This is a genomic window from Xanthomonas sp. NCPPB 3761 (assembly GCF_041475705.2).
Lineage (GTDB): Bacteria > Pseudomonadota > Gammaproteobacteria > Xanthomonadales > Xanthomonadaceae > Xanthomonas > Xanthomonas phaseoli.
In genome coordinates this window covers 3371813-3388975 of sequence record NZ_CM191262.1, presented here as the reverse complement: position 1 = coordinate 3388975, position 17163 = coordinate 3371813, and the positions used below count along the sequence as shown (strand labels likewise).

Here is a 17163-nt window from a genome sequence, read left to right as displayed (position 1 = left end):
GTATGGCCGCACCTGCAACCGAGCTGTCTGTCGCGGCAGGCGCCGCCATCGCCGAGCGCAGCGACTGCAGCCCCGATGCATTGCCGCTCGCCGCACTCTGTGAGGCCGCAGAGCCGGTGGTGCTGCGCGGCGTTGCGCGCAACTGGTCGCTGGTGCAGGCCGGGCTGCGCAGCGCCGATGAGGCCATGGCGCTGTTGCGCGCACACGACACCGGCCGCCCCCTGCAGTATTCCTATGGCGGCCCGGAGATCGGCAGCCGCCCGTTCTATCGCGACGATTGCAGCGCGCTCAACTTCCAGGTGCAGCGCGGCAGCGTGAGCACCTTGCTGGATGCCATTGCGGCACATCGTGACGACCCGCAGCTGCCCACCTATTACCTGGCCTCGTTGCCGGTGGACGCCAATCTGCCAGGGTTGCGCGCGCACAACGATCTGGATGTCGCCGCCAACGGTGGCCCAGTGCAGCCCAGCATCTGGATCGGTAACCGCGTGATCGCCTCGTGCCACTACGATGCGCTGGATAACCTGGCGTGCTGTGCGGTTGGGCAACGGCGCTTTACGCTGTTTCCGCCGGAGCAGGTCGCCAATCTGTATCCGGGTCCGCTCGATCCCACGCCGGGCGGGCAGGTGGTGAGCATGGTCGATGTCGCCCATCCGGACCTGCAACGCTTTCCGCGTTTTGCCGATGCCTTGCCGCATGCGCGCAGCGTGGTGCTGGAGCCGGGCGATGCGTTGTTCATTCCCAGCATGTGGTGGCACCACGTCCAATCGCTGCACCCGTTCAACGTGCTGATCAATTACTGGTGGAGCCGTGCGCCAGCGCACCTGCCTGCCGCGATGCCGGCGCTGTATCACGCGCTGTGGGCGATTCGCGACCGCCCCACAGCGGAGAAACAGGCATGGCGCGCGTTGTTCGATTATTACGTGTTCGGCCCTGCCGAGCAGGCCGGCGAACATCTGCCCGAAACGGCGCGTCATGCGCTCGGCCCGATCGACCCCATGCTGTCGCGGCAGCTGCGCGCCATGCTGATCGGCAAGTTGAACCGCTGATGTGCGGCATCGCCCTCAACCCATTTCAGAGGAGTGCGCAGTGACTCAGGCTCAGATTCGCAAGGTGGTGATCGCCGGTGGTGGAACGGCCGGCTGGATCGCTGCCTGTGCGCTTTCGCATCAATTCCGCAATTTGCTGGACATCACCCTGGTCGAGTCCGAGCAGATTGGCACCGTCGGTGTGGGCGAATCCACGGTGCCGCCCATTCGCACCTTCCACCGGTTCCTGCAGATCGACGAGCAGGAATTCCTGCGTGCGGTGGCGGGTACCTTCAAGCTATCGATCTCGTTCGAGCATTGGCGCCGCCAGGGCGAGCGCTACATCCATCCATTCGGCATCACCGGCCAGAGCACCCTGGTGTGCGCGTTTCACCATCTGTGGCTGGAAAGCCAGCGCCGCGGCATGCCGGGCAGCTTCGGCGATTACTGCCTGGAAACGGTGGCCTCGCGCGTGGACCGCTTTGCGCTGCACGGCGAGCCGGCAGTCAATTACGCCTATCATCTGGATGCGGCGCTGTATGCCAGGTTCCTGCGTGCGCGCAGCGAGGCCTGCGGCGTCAAGCGTGTCGAAGGCAGGATTCAGCAGGTGACCGTGCAGCCGCACAGCGGCGATGTCGCCAGCCTGGTGCTGGAAGACGGGCAAACGATCGAAGGCGATTTGTTCATCGATTGCAGCGGCTTCCGGGGTCTGCTGATCGAACAGACGCTGCACACCGGCTACGAAGACTGGAGCCATTGGCTGCCGTGCGACCGTGCGGTGGCGGTGCAGACCCAAGCCCTCGGCCCACCGGTGCCCTACACCCGCGCCATCGCGCACGAAGCCGGTTGGCGCTGGCATATTCCGTTGCAGCATCGCGTCGGCAACGGCCTGGTGTTTTCGAGCAAGCACCTGTCCGATGACGAGGCGCATGCGAAGCTGCTGCGCGATGTGGCCGCGCCTGCAGTGAAGGATCCCTGGATGGTGCCGTTCCGCACCGGCCGCCGCCTCAAGGCCTGGAACAAGAATGTGGTCTCGCTCGGTCTGGCCAGCGGTTTTATCGAGCCGCTGGAATCCACCAGCATCCATCTCACCATCTCTGCAGTGGTGCGGCTGCTGGCGCTGTTTCCGGCCGAAGGTATTGCATCCTCGCAGGTGCAACTGTTCAACGACGTCAGCCGCGCTGAAATGGAGCACGTGCGCGACTTCGTCACCTTGCACTACCACGCCACCCAGCGCGACGAACCGCTCTGGCAGCAATGCCGGCAGATGGAACTGCCCGAGTCGCTGGCGCTGCGCCTGCGTGCCTGGCGCGAACGCGCGCACGCCTGGCAGGGCGCCGATGAACTGTTCCGTATCGATTCCTGGACCCACGTGCTGATGGGGCAGGGTATTGCACCCGATCAGCACCACCCGCTGACGCGCGCATTTTCCGACCACGACCTGCGCCGCCTGCTCGACGGTATCGCCCAGCCGATCCAGCACGCCGTGCGGCAGATGCCGTCGCAGCAGGACTTCATCGAGCACTACTGCAAGGCAGGCGAACAGGTGTGGGGGATGCGCAGCCCGGTGCCTGCCTAGGGCCGGCATTGGCTCGCTGCGCGCGGGCGCAGTGCGCGCCCGCGCTACAGCCGCATCAGATCCTTGCCCACTACGATCGGCCCGGCGTAATGCTTGCGCGCGCCTTCGCTCCACATTGCGTCGGTGATGGATGCATCGCCACCGGGGACGAAGTGACTGAGCACCAGCATCTTCGCGTTGGCTGCAGCCGCAATCATGCCGACCTCTTCGCTGGTGGAGTGGCTCTTGAGCAGATGGTCGAGCAGTGTGGGGGCGTTGTCGTTGGCCTTCAGCATCGTTTGTAGCGCCGCCAGATACATCACCTCGTGCACCAGGACATCTGTGTTCTTCGCGAACTCGGCCAGCGCGGGCAGGTAGCGCGTATCGCCGGAGAACACCACGCTGCGGTCGGGCGCTTCGAACCGATAGGCAAAGGCCGGCTTGAGCGTGTAATGGTCCACCAAGGTAGCAGTGACGGTGACCTGATCGTTCTTCAAAACGGTGCCGGGCTGGTCGAACTCATGCACATGAATCAGTGCTTCGAACGGCGGGCGGCCTTCCTCACGGATGCGTGCCTGGATGTCGATGGCATTCATCGCGACAAACGCTTCCACCATCCTGGCGATGCCGGGCGGGCCATACAGATGCACCGGCGTCTGCAGGCCACTGGCCCAGGCCAGCCACACCACGTTGAGCAGATCGGCATTGTGGTCGGAATGGTGGTGGGTCAGAAAGATATCGCGCAGCATGGGCAGTCGAATGCCGGCCTTGACCAGTTGCTGCGCCACGCCGTTGCCGCAATCGATGAGATACGGTTGCCCGTCGATGACCAGGGCATTGGCGGCCGCCGCCCGCAAGGGCGAGGGTGTCGGACCACCCTTGGTGCCCAGCAGCACCAGAACGCTGCCTTTGGCCGGAAAGGGGGCAGGTGGCGCAGAGTCGGGCTTGGCGGATGTGTGTCGCACCGCCGGACGCGCAGCGGCATCGAGCTGCCCCACTGCGGTCAGCGCACTCGCCACGAATGCAGTGCGTAGCAGCGCGCGACGGGAGCGGGATGGCTGTAAGGTGGTCATTGTGGCTCGTGTCGATGTGCGTGGGTTGCGTGCCGATGCAAGGCTGCGTGTTGTCCATACAATACGGCAGGCGTCGCTGACAGCGATCGGAAAGCAGCCGTCCAGGCGCTATTTTTTCGCTACCCACGCCGCCACGCTCAAAATTCGCGTGCAATGAATTGATGCAAGGCCGGCGAACGATAGAACGCCATGCATTGGGCGAAGATGCGATTGAATGGGCCGCGGCGCGCTTCGTCCTTCATCGGGACTTCGCGCTTGTCCAAACCCGCCGTGCTGGCGTCGACAAACCGATGCAGGCGGTCGGTGGCGCCGGCCTTGGCGTTGTCCATCGCATAGGTCGTCAACAGATACGAGCGGTCGCGCAACTGGTCGGGCGCATACTTGCCGCTACGCGTGTAGTTGTTGTCCAGGCAGCGCTGCAGCGCGTAGGCCTTGATGTCCTCGCGATCGGCCGGCTTGCCGGCTGCCATGGCAGGGGTTTGCAGCGTCATCGCAGCAAGGGTGATAACGAACAGAGCGGTACGTAGGCGAACCATGAGCGGCTGCTGGTGAACGAGACCCGATCAGTCTGCCTTATCGCGCTACGTGCCGCCTAGGTTTGCACGGGTGGAGCGGGGCAAATGCAACGGCGACCGTGTCCCCGATGCTGTGGACGTTGGCAGTGGTGACGTGGATCTGGCCGGTGGTCATGCCCGGCGCACCATGGTGTTATCGCAAGAGGCTCATTGTTGCCTCTTCAAGACTGTCGTGCAGTCGAGGCTAATCAGATGCTGCCTGGCCGCAGAGCTGGAGTCTGCACACGCATGGCGCGCGCAACAGTGCGTCCGCTAGCTGGTTGCGCCATGCTGCGAAAAGCAACGATGGAGCGAAACCTTAGGCAAGCGAGTCACGGCGTTGCCATGGGCAGTGGTAACAAGCTGCAGTCTTCAGGCGACGCAGTGCGCACGTTGCAATGCGCCGATCAATGCAAGCGCCGATTCGCCAAGCAAGAAGCGCCTCGCCGGGCAAGCGCAATGCCGGGCGAAGCAAGATCAGGCGTGGCAGGCGCAACATCGCCTGCCACGTGGCTTGGCTGCTTATTGGCCGAAGTAGGTGGAAATGGTGGGATACACGTCCGAGAAACGCGAGTAGTAATCCGGCGACGTCTGCGCGCTGCAATACGACGTACCGCCGTACAGGCCGCCACGCAGTTGGTAGGCGCCATCGCTGGCGACGGTGAACAGGCCCGAGCCGGACGAGCCGCCTTCGGTCACGCCGTCGCTCCACACCACCCGATAGAGCGGGCTCTTGCCATCGATGGAGCTGTTCAATGCATTCACCGCACCCAGCGAATACTTCTTCACGTCGCCTGATGGGTGGTGGATGCCGACAATCGAAGTGCCGGTGGAACCGATCGCTGCGCTATTCCACGCTGCATAGAACGCGCCGCTTGGCGGTGCGGTCTTCAGCTCCAGCAATGCGGTGTCGCGCGTCGTGTTGGCGTGCCGCAGGAACGCACCGCCCGTCAATGTGGTTGCCTGCGAGCTGACCGTGCTGCCATTGCAGCTGGCCGCATCGTAGAACCAGTATGTCTGCAGCGTGTTGGCCACGGTCTGCGTGCTGATGCAATGTGCTGCGGTCCAGAACAGGTTGCGTTTGGGCGAGTTGGTGTTGTTCAGCAGCGTGCCGGTGCACAGGAACGAGCCCTGGCTGGTGGTGAACACCATGCGCGCCACTGCCTTTGCGGCGCTGGTGAAGCCGGTCGTGGGATTGGCACGGCAGACGATGTCGTTCTCACACGAATCGCTCTCGCCGATGGCAATGGTCATCATGTCGCGCGGGCTGGCAGTGGGGCTGATATCCAGATGCGACAGCTGCGGAATGCTGAGGCTGAAGTTCTCCGGATACAACCCTGCCGGCAGCGACAGCTCGACCAGCAGGTCCTCGCCACTCACCGTCGGCGACCAGCCGATGTCGTTGCCGCTGGCAGCAAAGCTGGCGCCGGATTGCTCGAACACGCGACCATCGTTGCCGGCAAAGCGCAGCGTCACCTTGGACGGGTCGCCAGGCGTTGCACCGGCGCCACGCAGTATCAACGATGCACGCAGCGATGCCGCCTGTGCGGAGCTGACCTTGAGGCTGGCCACGCGCGAGCCATCGGGAGCCATCTGCTAATCGAGCTTGGACAGATTCACCGTTGGCTGTGCGACTGCACGCGAGAAACCGATCTGCAACGGCTGTCCATGCTTGACCTGCGCAATGCGACGCTCGCGCACACGGCCGATCTCGGCGCTGGTAGGTGCGGTGAGTTGCACCACGTGCGTGGGCAGAACGCCGCCGCGCAAGCTTGCCGATTGCAACGTGGCCGCACCAAGCTTGGCCGCCTGCGGCGCGGCGGTGACCGGCGCTGCATCCATCTCGGTTGGCGGTGCGGCCGCTGCGGTGCCGGAAATAGCGGAAAACAACGCCAGATACATCGCGTTCTTGCGATTCATGGGTAGTCCTTCTCGTCAGGGATCGTCAGGCTGCAGCGGGGGCTGCAACAAGCGGGCGCCATCGTTGGCGCCGGACGAGACTAGCGAAACTTCAAGGCTGAATATGTGCTGAAAATCTCGTTCGTGGATAAATGGTTGCCATAAATACAATCTACTTTTCGCGTATCGATGTGCTGCGTCTTGCGTGCGGGTCGTCGGTCTTGCGAGTGCGCCGGCGCACGCAGTGGCGATGGACAAGTTGCTTGCACCAGCGCCTTGCAACGCGCGCGAAGCGGCCCGGCACCTTGCGCATGCGCCATGCGGCCATCGTTGTGTTGATCGGGTCATCTGCAGCATCGCGCTTCTCGCTTCTGATCACGTGTGCAGGCCGGCACGATGCAGATGCGACGACTCGCGGCGCGTGGCTGGCCGCACGGAATACGGCGGCGCAACAGACAGCGCGGCTGTCGCGGCTATTCCAGCGCGTCGCTGGCGCGCAATTCGGTGGAGCGTCCGCTGAGTTTCAGAAACGCCAGGACCGTCAGCCCCACCGCCATCCATGCAGCGCCACCCAGTTGTGCATGCAGGTCCGCATTGATCAGCACGTAGGCCAGGATGACGATTCCGATCAAGGGCACCACGCCATGCAGCACACGCCGGCCGTGGGTGCGGAAGTGCCACAGCACTGCGATATGCAACAACACGAAGGCGGTCAGTGCGCCGACGTTGCACAACGACGACAGCAGCGCGATCTGCCCGACGAAGACTTCGCCCAGTACCAGGCTCAGGCCCGCCACCAGCAGGATCGCACGCTGCGGTACGCCGGTGCGCGGGTGGATGTAGCGCAGGAAGCCCGGCAACTGCCGGTCGCGCGCCATGGCGAACAACAGCCGCGACGTGGCCGCCTGTGCGACCAATGAATTGGCGATTGCCGCGCTGATCGCCACAGTGAGCGCAATGACGATCTGCAGCCATGGCCCGGCGATCAATCGGCCGATCTCGAAGAACGCATCGTTGGATGCCTGCGCGCTTGGGTAGCGCTGCAGGTTGGGCTGCAGCAATGCCGCCAGCCAGGTTTGCAGGACGAACAGCCCGGCCACGATCAGCAAGGCCAGCAAGGTCGCGCGCCCCACCACGCGATTACCGCCGCGCGCTTCCTCGGACATGGTGGAGATGGCATCGAAGCCGAGGAACGACACCACCGCCACCGACAACGCGCTGAAGATCAGCTGCGGCGAAAACGCCTGTGGGTTATACAGTGGGCGCCAGCTCCAGTGCGCCCCATTGACGCCGCGCTGGATCGCCAGTGTCGCCAGCACCACGAACACCGCCAGTACCAGCAACTGCGCGAGCAGAAAAAGCCGATTGGCGCGTGCGGTGGTTTCGATGCCACGCAGGTTCACCACCGTGTTGAGCACCACGAAGAACCCAATCCACCCCGGCTGCGGTATTGCCGGCAGTACGGTCTGCATCGCATTGGCGCCGACCACATACAGCAGGGTTGGCACCAGCAGGTAGTCGAGCAGAATCGCCCAGCCGGCCAGAAATCCCATGCCGTTGCTCAGCCCGCGTCCGACATAGGCATACACCGAACCGGCCACCGGAAATGCCTGTGACATCTGCTGGTAGCTCAGTGCGGTGAACAGCATCGCCACGAAGCCGACCAGGTAGGTCAGCGGCACCATCCCGGCACTAATGTCGAAGACGCCGCCGAAGATCGAGAACGGCGCCGTGGGCACCATGCACACCAGCCCGTAGATCAGCAGATCCTTGAGCGTGAGCTGCCGCTTGAGCTCCTGTGCGTAGCCGAAGCGTTCCAGCGTGGCCGCATCGTCGCGGCGGGGCGTGTCGGTCATGCAGGTGTCCGTTGAAAGGAATGCCGGCACGCAACACGAGCGCCTGGACGAGCTGAACGCCCGTTTCGTGCTGCCGCCATGTGACCGGCATTGTGACGATAATGTGGCCGGCAAGCCCATCCATTGGCAAAAGTGCTAGGTTTTCCATGCTGGATGTCATCTGCTGGCAACCACCGGTACCGAAGGATCATCATGTTCGACATTCTGACCAGCCTGGGCCGCGATCTGCAGGCGTTGCAGACGCTCGATAGCTGTCTGGACCGGGTATTTCGCGATGTCTGCGCGCTCGGTTTCCAATCGCTGGTGTACGACTACGCGCCGGTGCCCCTGAGTCTGGAGGGGGCGCTGATCACGCCAACGGTGTTCATGCAGCGCAATGCGCCGGGCGATATGCAGCATGTGTGGTGCGAGTACGGGTACTACCAACATGACCCCGTTCAGCAGCGTGCAACGCGACGTACCACGCCGTTCGTATGGTCGTACCGCACCGACGGCCACGGCGCGGGCGTGGAATATGTGGGGGGCCAGCACCGGCAAGTGACCCGCTATCTCTGCGATAGCGGCATGTGCACCGGTGTCACCGTGCCGCTGCATTTGCCTGGTGGCGCATTTGCCACCTTCAGCGGCGCGATCGATGCCGCCGCCGCCCAGGCGCCGCGCTTGGCCGAAGCGCAGTTGCTGCCCTTCCTGTTGCTGGCGCATGCCTTCCAGGCGCGCGCGCAGGAATTGCTGGACCCGCAGGAACGCCGCTGCCACCACATCGCGCTGACCCGTCGTGAGCGCGAATGCCTGCAGTATTCGGCAAAGGGCCTGACGTCCAAGCGGATTGCCGCGGCACTCAACCGTTCAACCGCCACGGTGAACCTGCATCTGAATTCGGCCGCCCGCAAGCTGGGCGCCCGCAATCGCGTGGAAGCAGTGGTGCGTGGTATGCACTATCGGTTGCTGGAGCCATAAGTATTCTTCGAGCGTGCCTGTGTCGGCTGCGGCGCGCGCAGCTTCGGCGGTTTCGGAGCGGCAGAGCGCACATGCACTGCCGTTTCCCTGGCGCGGCCACCTGTGTTCTGAACGCCGATCCGTTCGTGGGCCAAATGGAGTCCAGTGGCGTTCGCAGCGGCAATAGATGCGCTGATTGGAAGCCGGCATTTCGATCCAAAAGCGCTGCTGAGTCACGTGATAGACGTTGCTTTCGGCGACGCAACGCGTTCGCTCCAACCGGCTATCGGCCAGCGCCAACCGCGCATCCGGGCGCGCCCAAACCTGTGAAATTTGCCAGTTAACCCCGCTCGGCGTGCTCGCTAGGCTCGGGGTTCATCATTGCCGTAGGCAGGCGCAGGTCATGCAGTGCACCGAGGGTTACGTCGAATTCCGCGGCTACCGCACCTGGTACCGCATCACCGGCGACCTGTGCGCAGATGCCTGCCCGCTGCTGGTGCTGCACGGCGGCCCCGGATGCACGCACGACTACGTGGACAGCTTCAAGGACCTGGCGGCCAACGGCCGCGCGGTGATCCACTACGACCAGCTGGGCAACGGCAACTCCACCCATCTGCGCAATGCCGAGCCAGGCTTCTGGACAGTGGGGCTGTTTCTGGACGAGCTGCAAGCGCTGATCGCGCATCTGGGGCTGTCGCAGTACGCATTGCTGGGCCAGTCCTGGGGCGGAATGCTGGCCGCCGAACATGCGGTGCGCCGTCCGTCCGGCCTGCGAGCGCTGGTCATCGCCAATTCGCCCGCCTCGATGGGATTGTGGCGCGCGGCTGCGCTGCGCCTGCGCGCGCGCCTGCCTGACGATATCCAGGCCGCACTGGACGAGCACGAAGCCGCCGGTACGCTGGACCATCCGGCCTACCGCGCTGCCAGCCAGGTGTTCTACGCGCAGCACGTGTGTCGCGTGCTGCCGTGGCCTGCCGAGGTGGCGCGAACGTTTGCCGCCATCGACGCCGACCCAACCGTGTATCACGCCATGAACGGCCCGACCGAATTCCACGTGGTGGGCAGCTTGCGCAACTGGAGCATCATCGAGCGCCTACACCGCATCACCGCGCCCACGTTGGTGCTCTCTGGCAAGTATGACGAAGCCACGCCGGAAACGGTGGAGCCCTATGCGCGCTTGATCCCGGATGCGCGCTGGCACGTGTTCGCCAACTCCAGCCACATGCCGCACGTGGAAGAACGTGCGGCGTGCATGCGCCTGGTCGGCAATTTTCTGGACGATCAGACACCGTGGCCCGGTGGGCAAATGCTGCGCTCGTCAACACTGGCCAATCGCGCTGTTTGAGCGTGCAGGGTGTGCTGGGGCGATCGCCAGCGGGCCGATCAACGGCGCTACGTTTCGCTGCCTGCCGCGATGATGTCGCTGTGGGCAGGCACCATCCATCCGTGCCTGCGATGCAGTCCCTGCAGCGTGGGTGTGCTTCCATCGCTGCACGCAGTCCGGGCAGCTGTGTCGATGGAGGTTCGAGCATCGACGCAAGCCCGTTTCCGGCCGCCGGCGCGCGTTGATGTGCGAGCGCCGCAGCGCACAGGCCGCGGGGTGGAAGGCAACGCAGGCGATCGGTAGCCAGGCACGTATTCGCTCTGGTGCGCCGCGCCGGCGCTAGCGCGCGACAGCTTGTATGCGCCTGTTCATGCTGATGTGGACGCAGCGCTGCAATGCATGACTGCAGCGCAATCGGCCAGCTGCGATCGCCAGGCGTGCACCGAGTGCGCCGATGCCTGTCGCTGCGCCGGCATGTAGATCGTGACGGTTTGCAGGTGCAATCGCGCTGCACATTCCAACGCCTGCATCGCCTACGCATCGCCGGCGTCTACAGGCGCACGCACGCATGCATCGATCCACACATGGCGACCGCCTGGCATTGGCGTGTCCTGTCCCGGCTGTCCTTCGCTGTCTCTTTTGCATGTCCCGGAAAGAGAACGCCGCGGTGTGTCTAAGTTTCGAAGATGAATAATTGTTTTATGCTTTAAATCGCGTGAAGAATGCAGCCCCCCCACGCATCGCCTTGCTGTTGTCGTCGCCACTGCGCAGACGGCTCGGCAGTGCTTGTCGACTTCATTGGGAGAGGCTACATGATCATCAAGACGCTCCAGGGCGCACTCGCGCTTGCACTGTCCGCTTGCGCCGCCGGCGCGATTGCCGGGCCGGTTGGCTACGGTGCGGCGACTACCGGCGGCGGCAACAAGTCGCCAGTCAACGTGGCGACGTTCGAAGCGGTGCAGGCCGCCATCGACAACTATTCCGGTAGCGGCGGGCTGGTGCTCAACTACACCGGCCAGTTCGACTTCGGCACCATCAAGGACGTGTGCGCGCAATGGAAGCTGCCGGCCAAGACCGTGCAGATCAAGAACAAAAGCGATATCACCATCAAGGGTGCCAATGGTTCGTCGGCGAACTTCGGCGTGCGTGTGGTAGGCAATGCGCACAACGTGATCATCCAGAACATGACCATCGGCTTGCTGCAAGGCCGACGTCCCCCCGCCCTGAGTAGCGGCCAGGTTTAGAGTCCGGGGTTGATGATAGCGGCGTTGGCCAACTGTTGGGCATACGCGGAGGGCGTCATGCCGCCAATTGCTTTCTTGGGTCGCTCCTCGTTGTATTCGCGGCGCCAGCGCTCGATCTCGGTGCGTGCATGCAGCAGTGTCGGGAACCAGTGTTCGTTGAGGCATTCGTCGCGCAGGCGGCCGTTAAACGATTCAACGTAGGCGTTCTGATTCGGCTTGCCGGGTTGGATGAGTCGCAACTGCACGCCACGCGCATGCGCCCAGGCCACCATCGCCTTGCCGCAAAACTCCTTGCCGTTGTCCGTGCGGATCACCTGCGGCAAGCCGCGGCGGATGGCGAGCCGATTCAGCACACGCGTCACGCCATGGCCCGCTATTGCGCGCTCCACCTCGATGGCGACCGCTTCGTGCGTGGCGTCGTCCACGATCACCAGACACTTGATCACCCGACCGTCGGCAGTGCGGTCGAACACGAAGTCCATCGACCATACCTGGTTGGCCTGCGATGGCCGCAGCAGCGGCTGACGCTCGCCTACCGGGACTTTCTTGCGCTTGCGGCGGCGGACTTGCAGCTGCTGCTCGCGGTACAACCGCTCCACACGCTTGTAGTTCACGATGCGGCCTTCCTGTCGCAGTTTGAGATAGATCATGCCCACGCCATAACGGCGATGGCGATGCGCCAACGCACCGATGCGCTCGCGCAGCTCAACGTTGCGATCTTCGCGTGGGCAGTAGCGCAGCGCGCTGGCGCTCATGCCGATCGCTGCCAAGGCGCGGCGCTCGCTGGCACCGCACCCCATCCACTCGCGCACCAGCGCACGACGCGCCGGCGCGCTCACCACTTTTTTCGCAGCGCATCCTTGATCAGATCGTTCTCAAACAGCTGCTCGGCCAGCAACTTCTTCAGCCGCGCGTTCTCCGTTTCAAGGTCTTTGAGCCGCTTGGCATCGGGCACGCTCATCCCGCCGAACTTGCTGCGCCACAGGTAGTAAGAGGCCTCGCTGAAGCCATGGCGCCGGCACAGGTCCTTGATCGCCACGCCCGCTTCGGCTTCGCGCAGGAAGCCAATGATCTGTTCTTCGGAAAAGCGCTTCTTCACGTCCAATCTCCTCGGGGTAGGGAATTGGACTCCAAACTGCGGTGCTACTCAAAATCGGGGGGACGTCGAGGCGGCGAAGATGCCGATTCGATCTCGCTGGAAGGCAACTCCAGCGGCGAGCCGTCCAAGATCTGGATCGATCACAACACCATCTTCGCCTCGCTCACCAAGTGCTCCGGTGCAGGCGATGCCTCCTTCGACGGCGGCATCGACATGAAGAAGGGCGTGCACCACGTCACCGTGTCCTACAACTATGTCTACAACTATCAAAAGGTCGCGCTCAACGGCTACAGCGACAGCGACACCAAGAACGCGGCTGCGCGCACCACGTATCACCACAACCGCTTCGAGAACGTGGAATCGCGCTTGCCATTGCAGCGCCGCGGCTTGAGCCACATCTACAACAACTATTTCAACAATGTGTTCACCTCGGGCATCAACGTGCGCATGGGTGGGGTGGCCAAGATCCAGTCCAACTACTTCGAGAACATCAAGAACCCGGTGACCTCGCGCGACAGCAGCGAGATCGGCTACTGGGACCTGATCAACAACTACGTTGGCAGCGGCATCACCTGGAGCACGCCGGACGGCAGCAAGCCCTACGCCAATGCCACCAACTGGGTGAGCTCCAAGGTGTTCCCGGAGTCGCTGGGCTACATCTACACCGTGACCCCGGCAGCACAGGTCAAGGCCAAGGTGATCGCCACCGCGGGTGCGGGCAAGAACCTGGCGGAGTGACCGGTAGCGCTCGGAGTCGCGCACCAGCCGTAGCGAGCACCGGTCAGGTGGGCGGGGGCGGCGCATGGGAAGCGCAGCGTTTTTGCGGGACAGGCCCATGACCGGTCGCGGCCTTCCGTCTGGAGGTGCGCGCACGATTGCCGGTTGCTCCTGGCGGCATCACGGCACGTCCCCGGCTCGTTCGGGGATGTGCTTTGCCCGGTTCTCGAAGACGACGGCGCACATGCGCGCGCTGCACCGGCCGTCAGGGGGCAGCGGGCCCCGGCAGGTTGCCGCGCGTTGTCTACTGCAAACCCGAGCGCAAGGCGCGATCGCGCAAGGTCGCCACTCCTTCCCCGGGCTGGCGTCAAGAGGCGCGGCAGGCGCTGCGACGCGGTATCGTGTCGCGATTCCATCCATGCAAGCCTATCCATGCCGCTTCCGACCGATTCCGTTGCTGAGACCGCTGCGCCCGCCGCGCCTGCATTGCGCCATGCGCTGAAGCCGCGGCAATTGATGATGATGGGCCTGGGCACGGCGATCGGCGCCGGGCTGTTTCTGGGTTCCGGCGTGGGCATCCACGCGGCCGGGCCGGCGGTGCTGATCTCGTATCTGATTGCCGGGGCGTTGGTGATCATCGTGATGAACGCGCTGGGCGAAATGGCCGCCGCCAAGCCGGCCAGCGGGGCATTCTCGGTGTACGCGGCCGATGCGATGGGCCCGACGGCCGGCGCCACCGTGGGTTGGCTGTGGTGGTTTCAGGTGGTGGTGGTGATTGCAGCCGAAGCGGTAGGCGCCGCCGGGCTGCTGGCCACGGTCTGGCCGGCGTTGCCGGTGCCGTTGCTGGCGTTGCTGTTCATGGCCACGTTCACTGCGATCAATCTGCTTGGCGTGCGCAACTTTGGCGAGTTCGAATTCTGGTTCGCCATTCTGAAAGTGCTGGCGATCGTGGTGTTCCTGCTGATCGGCGTGGCCTTGCTGGCGGGCTGGTTGCCCGGCGTGGCGTCGCCCGGGCTATCCAACTTCACGCAGAACGGCGGCTTTGCGCCGAAGGGTCTGGCTGGTATCGGCTCGGCCTTGCTGGTGGTGGTGTTTGCCTTCGGCGGCACCGAAATCGTGGCGGTGGCCGCAGCGGAAACCGCCGACCCGGGACGTAGCCTGGCACGCACCATCCGCACCGTTGCCTGGCGCATTCTGGTGTTCTATATCGGGTCGATCAGCGTGATCGTGGCGGTGGTGCCGTGGACCAGCGCCGCGCTCAGCTCGCCGTTCGCGGCCGTGCTGGACGTGGCGCGCATTCCCGGTGCCGCCACGGCGATCACCCTGGTGGCGGTGGTGGCGCTGCTGTCGGCGCTCAACGCCAATCTGTACGGCGCCTCGCGGATGATCTTCTCGCTGGCCCAGCGTGGCGAAGCGCCGCGGCTGCTGGCCAGGACCAGCGGCGAGCAGGTGCCGCTGGTGGCGGTGATCGCCAGCGTGTTGTTCGGCTTCGCCGCCGCAGCGCTGGAGTTGCTGTATCCGAACAAGGTGTTGCCCATGCTGCTCAACATCGTCGGCGCCACCTGCCTGCTGGTGTGGACGATCTCGCTGGTGTCGCAACTGATCTTGCGCGCCCGCGCGGACCGTGCCGGCCTTGCGTTGCCGTTCCGCATGCGCGGCTATCCGTTTCTGACGGTGTTGGCGCTGGTCATCCTGGCCGTGATCTTCGTGTTGTTGGCCTCTTCGGCCGATACGCGCGCGCAATTCCTCTCGATGGTCGCGCTGACCGCAGTCATCGCAGCGGTCAGCGAAGTTGCGCGGCGCCTGCGTGCACGCATGTGAGGGATGGTGAGCGTGCCAGTGCGCTGGTGCGTTGCATGCGGTGGCGGGCTTGTCAGCTGTCACCAGCGGCCAGCGCGCATGACGCAAGTGCAACCAGGAATTGCGCCCGTCGTTGCGAGCGAAGTTCATGTGTCCCGGTGCCGGCCTGGCCACGGATCACGGCATCGGGGTAGTGCGTCCGCAATCGCGCACGCGCGCTAATCCGCCTGTCCAGGAACCGCTGCGGTTGCACACGCAGGACTTAACCGATATCGGCAGGCTTCTCGTCGCGGCATGCGGCATCGTCGCCAGAGGTTTCCAGGACTCTTCTGCCCTGGCTGGATGACGACGGGTCAAACAAAAAACCGCCGCACCGATTGCAGTGCCAAGCGAAACGAGAAATGCGTCAGCAGTCCTGCGTTTTCCTCTCGGGCCGGGCACTCGCCTTGCGGATTTAATGGTCCAGTTCGGTTACTCTCATCTGAACGCACATGCTCGACCCATCAGGGCGCTCGAACAATAGCGGCAGGATATTCAATGCAGTAACGCGCTCTTATGGGTGACTTCTTCAGACGTCATTGCCGGGGTTCGCCCATGCATGCAGTTTCCTCCGACAACCTGGCTGACTTGGCTCCGCCGCTCACGCTGGACGCAGTGCATGCATTGGCGTGTCCGGTCGATACGCATCTGGATTCGCTGTATCTGTCGCGGCTGGGCGGCTTCGATTTCTGGAAGGGCGATTGGAAAGCGCATCGGCGTTCTGCGATCCTCTGGTTGATGTCCAAGACCTCGCCGAGAGGTCGCAACCAACCGCTGATGTACCACGTGAGCGGTCCAGACTTTCTCGCCGGCGGCTATGGCGGTGCCTGTTTCAGCGCCCACGCACTGTGGGAAAACCTCATCGGTGTGCCTTTTCTCGACCCCTGGAAGCACTGGGTGGCGCATCGGCGCTATGTCCAGAAGATGGTGGCGGCGAGCGATGGGCGGATGCGGCTGGCACGCAGCGCCGCCGAGCTACGCGCGATTCGCGCAGCGGGTCTGTGCTGCGCCATCCTGTCGTTGGAGGGTGCGCACATGCTTGGACCACGCGGTGTCCGCAGCCAGGCGCTGCGGCTGGCGCGTCTGGACAGTGCGGCCAAGGCCGGCGCCGCCTATCTGACGCTCAACCATTTCAGCCATACCGACATCTCCCAGGCCGGCTATGCATCGCTGAATCCGTGGCGCGAGAAGAAGGGTGCGGGGCTGACGGCGTTTGGCCGGCAGGTGGTGGAGCGCTGCATCGATGCCGGGCTTCTGGTGGATCTTTCGCATACCTCGAGCCCGGGGATCCTTGACGCCTGCGGCATCTGCATCCGTCGCAACGTGCCGGCCTTCGTCTCGCATGGCGCATCGCGCAGCGTCACGCGTGGTGTGGAAACGCGGCCCTCGCGTCACCTGGACCGGGCGCTCGACGATGCGGCGATCCGTGCCATCGTGCAGACCGGTGGCTGCATCAGCGTCATCCTGGCGCCGTACTTCTTGCAACACGCCTATCTGGCCGATGGCACGCCGGACATGGATGCCGATCTTGCCTTTGTCGTTGCGTATTACGAAGCGTTTGCCCGGCAGATTGCCGCCATGGGGATCGTCGAAGATCCATGGAAACACCTGAGTTTCGGCAGCGATTTCGATGGCGGCATTTCCAGCCTGCCGACCGGGATGCGCAGCGGGGCGGATCTGCCCAAGCTCACGCAGGCGATGCTGGATGCCGGCTGGCCCACCCAACGCATCGTGGATGTGTATAGCGGCAACTTCCTGCGCATCTGGGAGCGGGTACGGCCATAGCGTTCCGGCGACCTGGTTGGACGGCACCGGCATGGCCGGTTGCGCCGCCTGTCGACGTGCAATGACCGGCGCCCGGCGTATCGCAGTGACAGCGTTCGCGCGATTGGGCCGCCTCGGTGCACTGCACTGCATGGCGTGTGATGCGGCGCTCTGCAGTACAAGGGCGTCAATTTGTCGCAGATGCGACGCCGTGTCGCATCGGGAACGGGCCCGACCGTCCCTATCATGATCGCGTAGCGCAGCAGCGTGCG

General features: G+C 64.1%; 11 protein-coding genes and 3 pseudogenes. 8 read left to right on the top strand and 6 right to left on the bottom strand.

Translation table 11 applies throughout. The annotated features are described in order from the left end of the window. The first annotated feature begins 2 nt into the window (after nt 1-2). Both ACCQ00_RS14865 and ACCQ00_RS14860 read left to right on the top strand, forming a co-directional pair. Nucleotides 3-1049, top strand: a complete 1047-nt coding sequence (locus ACCQ00_RS14865) for a cupin-like domain-containing protein (RefSeq protein WP_022558815.1) — start codon at nt 3-5, stop codon at nt 1047-1049. 40 nt (nt 1050-1089) lie between these two features. Further along, entirely contained in the window at nt 1090-2607 is a 1518-nt protein-coding gene (locus ACCQ00_RS14860) for a tryptophan halogenase family protein (protein ID WP_039572224.1), read from the top strand. A gap of 44 nt (nt 2608-2651) precedes the next feature. On the opposite strand, the gene ACCQ00_RS14855 is transcribed toward ACCQ00_RS14860, so the two are convergent. From ACCQ00_RS14855 to ACCQ00_RS14835, 5 genes and pseudogenes are all read right to left on the bottom strand, one after another. Continuing rightward, a complete protein-coding gene (locus ACCQ00_RS14855) occupies nt 2652-3659 on the bottom strand; it encodes an MBL fold metallo-hydrolase (RefSeq protein WP_039572214.1) in 1008 nt (335 codons plus the stop codon). 137 nt (nt 3660-3796) lie between these two features. Then, nucleotides 3797-4195: a hypothetical protein gene (locus ACCQ00_RS14850; protein WP_039572212.1), complete on the bottom strand. Its 399-nt coding sequence runs from the start codon at nt 4193-4195 to the stop codon at nt 3797-3799. 540 nt (nt 4196-4735) lie between these two features. Further along, nucleotides 4736-6133, bottom strand: a pseudogene (locus tag ACCQ00_RS14845) (trypsin-like serine peptidase). Between the two features lie 151 nt (nt 6134-6284). Continuing rightward, the gene (locus tag ACCQ00_RS14840) at nt 6285-6491 is read right to left on the bottom strand and encodes a hypothetical protein (protein WP_039572209.1); all 207 of its coding nucleotides are present in this window, start codon (nt 6489-6491) and stop codon (nt 6285-6287) included. A 94-nt stretch (nt 6492-6585) separates the two neighbouring features. Beyond that, entirely contained in the window at nt 6586-7968 is a 1383-nt protein-coding gene (locus ACCQ00_RS14835; RefSeq protein WP_039572207.1) for an APC family permease, read from the bottom strand. A 192-nt stretch (nt 7969-8160) separates the two neighbouring features. Here ACCQ00_RS14835 and ACCQ00_RS14830 point away from each other — a divergent pair, with 192 nt between their 5' ends. The 3 genes and pseudogenes from ACCQ00_RS14830 to ACCQ00_RS14820 all read left to right on the top strand — a co-directional run. Then, nucleotides 8161-8925, top strand: a complete 765-nt coding sequence (locus ACCQ00_RS14830; RefSeq protein WP_039572206.1) for a LuxR family transcriptional regulator — start codon at nt 8161-8163, stop codon at nt 8923-8925. A gap of 382 nt (nt 8926-9307) precedes the next feature. Next, a complete protein-coding gene (locus ACCQ00_RS14825; RefSeq protein ID WP_017157820.1) occupies nt 9308-10249 on the top strand; it encodes a proline iminopeptidase-family hydrolase in 942 nt (313 codons plus the stop codon). 791 nt (nt 10250-11040) lie between these two features. Continuing rightward, nucleotides 11041-11436, top strand: a pseudogene (locus tag ACCQ00_RS14820) (pectate lyase family protein); the annotation flags it as partial. A gap of 32 nt (nt 11437-11468) precedes the next feature. Here the strand turns inward: ACCQ00_RS14820 and ACCQ00_RS14815 are convergent. Next, nucleotides 11469-12571 (bottom strand): IS3 family transposase gene (locus tag ACCQ00_RS14815; RefSeq protein WP_099770619.1). Its coding sequence is split into 2 segments (ribosomal slippage): nt 11469-12313 and nt 12313-12571, totalling 1104 coding nucleotides; the frame shifts between segments, so codons are not numbered across the junction. A gap of 66 nt (nt 12572-12637) precedes the next feature. Between ACCQ00_RS14815 and ACCQ00_RS14810 the strand changes: the two are divergent. The 3 genes and pseudogenes from ACCQ00_RS14810 to ACCQ00_RS14800 form a co-directional block, all read left to right on the top strand. After that, nucleotides 12638-13309, top strand: a pseudogene (locus ACCQ00_RS14810) (pectate lyase family protein); the annotation flags it as partial. A gap of 411 nt (nt 13310-13720) precedes the next feature. Further along, nucleotides 13721-15109, top strand: a complete 1389-nt coding sequence (locus ACCQ00_RS14805) for an amino acid permease (RefSeq protein ID WP_039574018.1) — start codon at nt 13721-13723, stop codon at nt 15107-15109. 573 nt (nt 15110-15682) lie between these two features. Further along, the gene (locus ACCQ00_RS14800; protein ID WP_039574021.1) at nt 15683-16912 is read left to right on the top strand and encodes a dipeptidase; all 1230 of its coding nucleotides are present in this window, start codon (nt 15683-15685) and stop codon (nt 16910-16912) included. Nucleotides 16913-17163 lie beyond the last annotated feature (251 nt).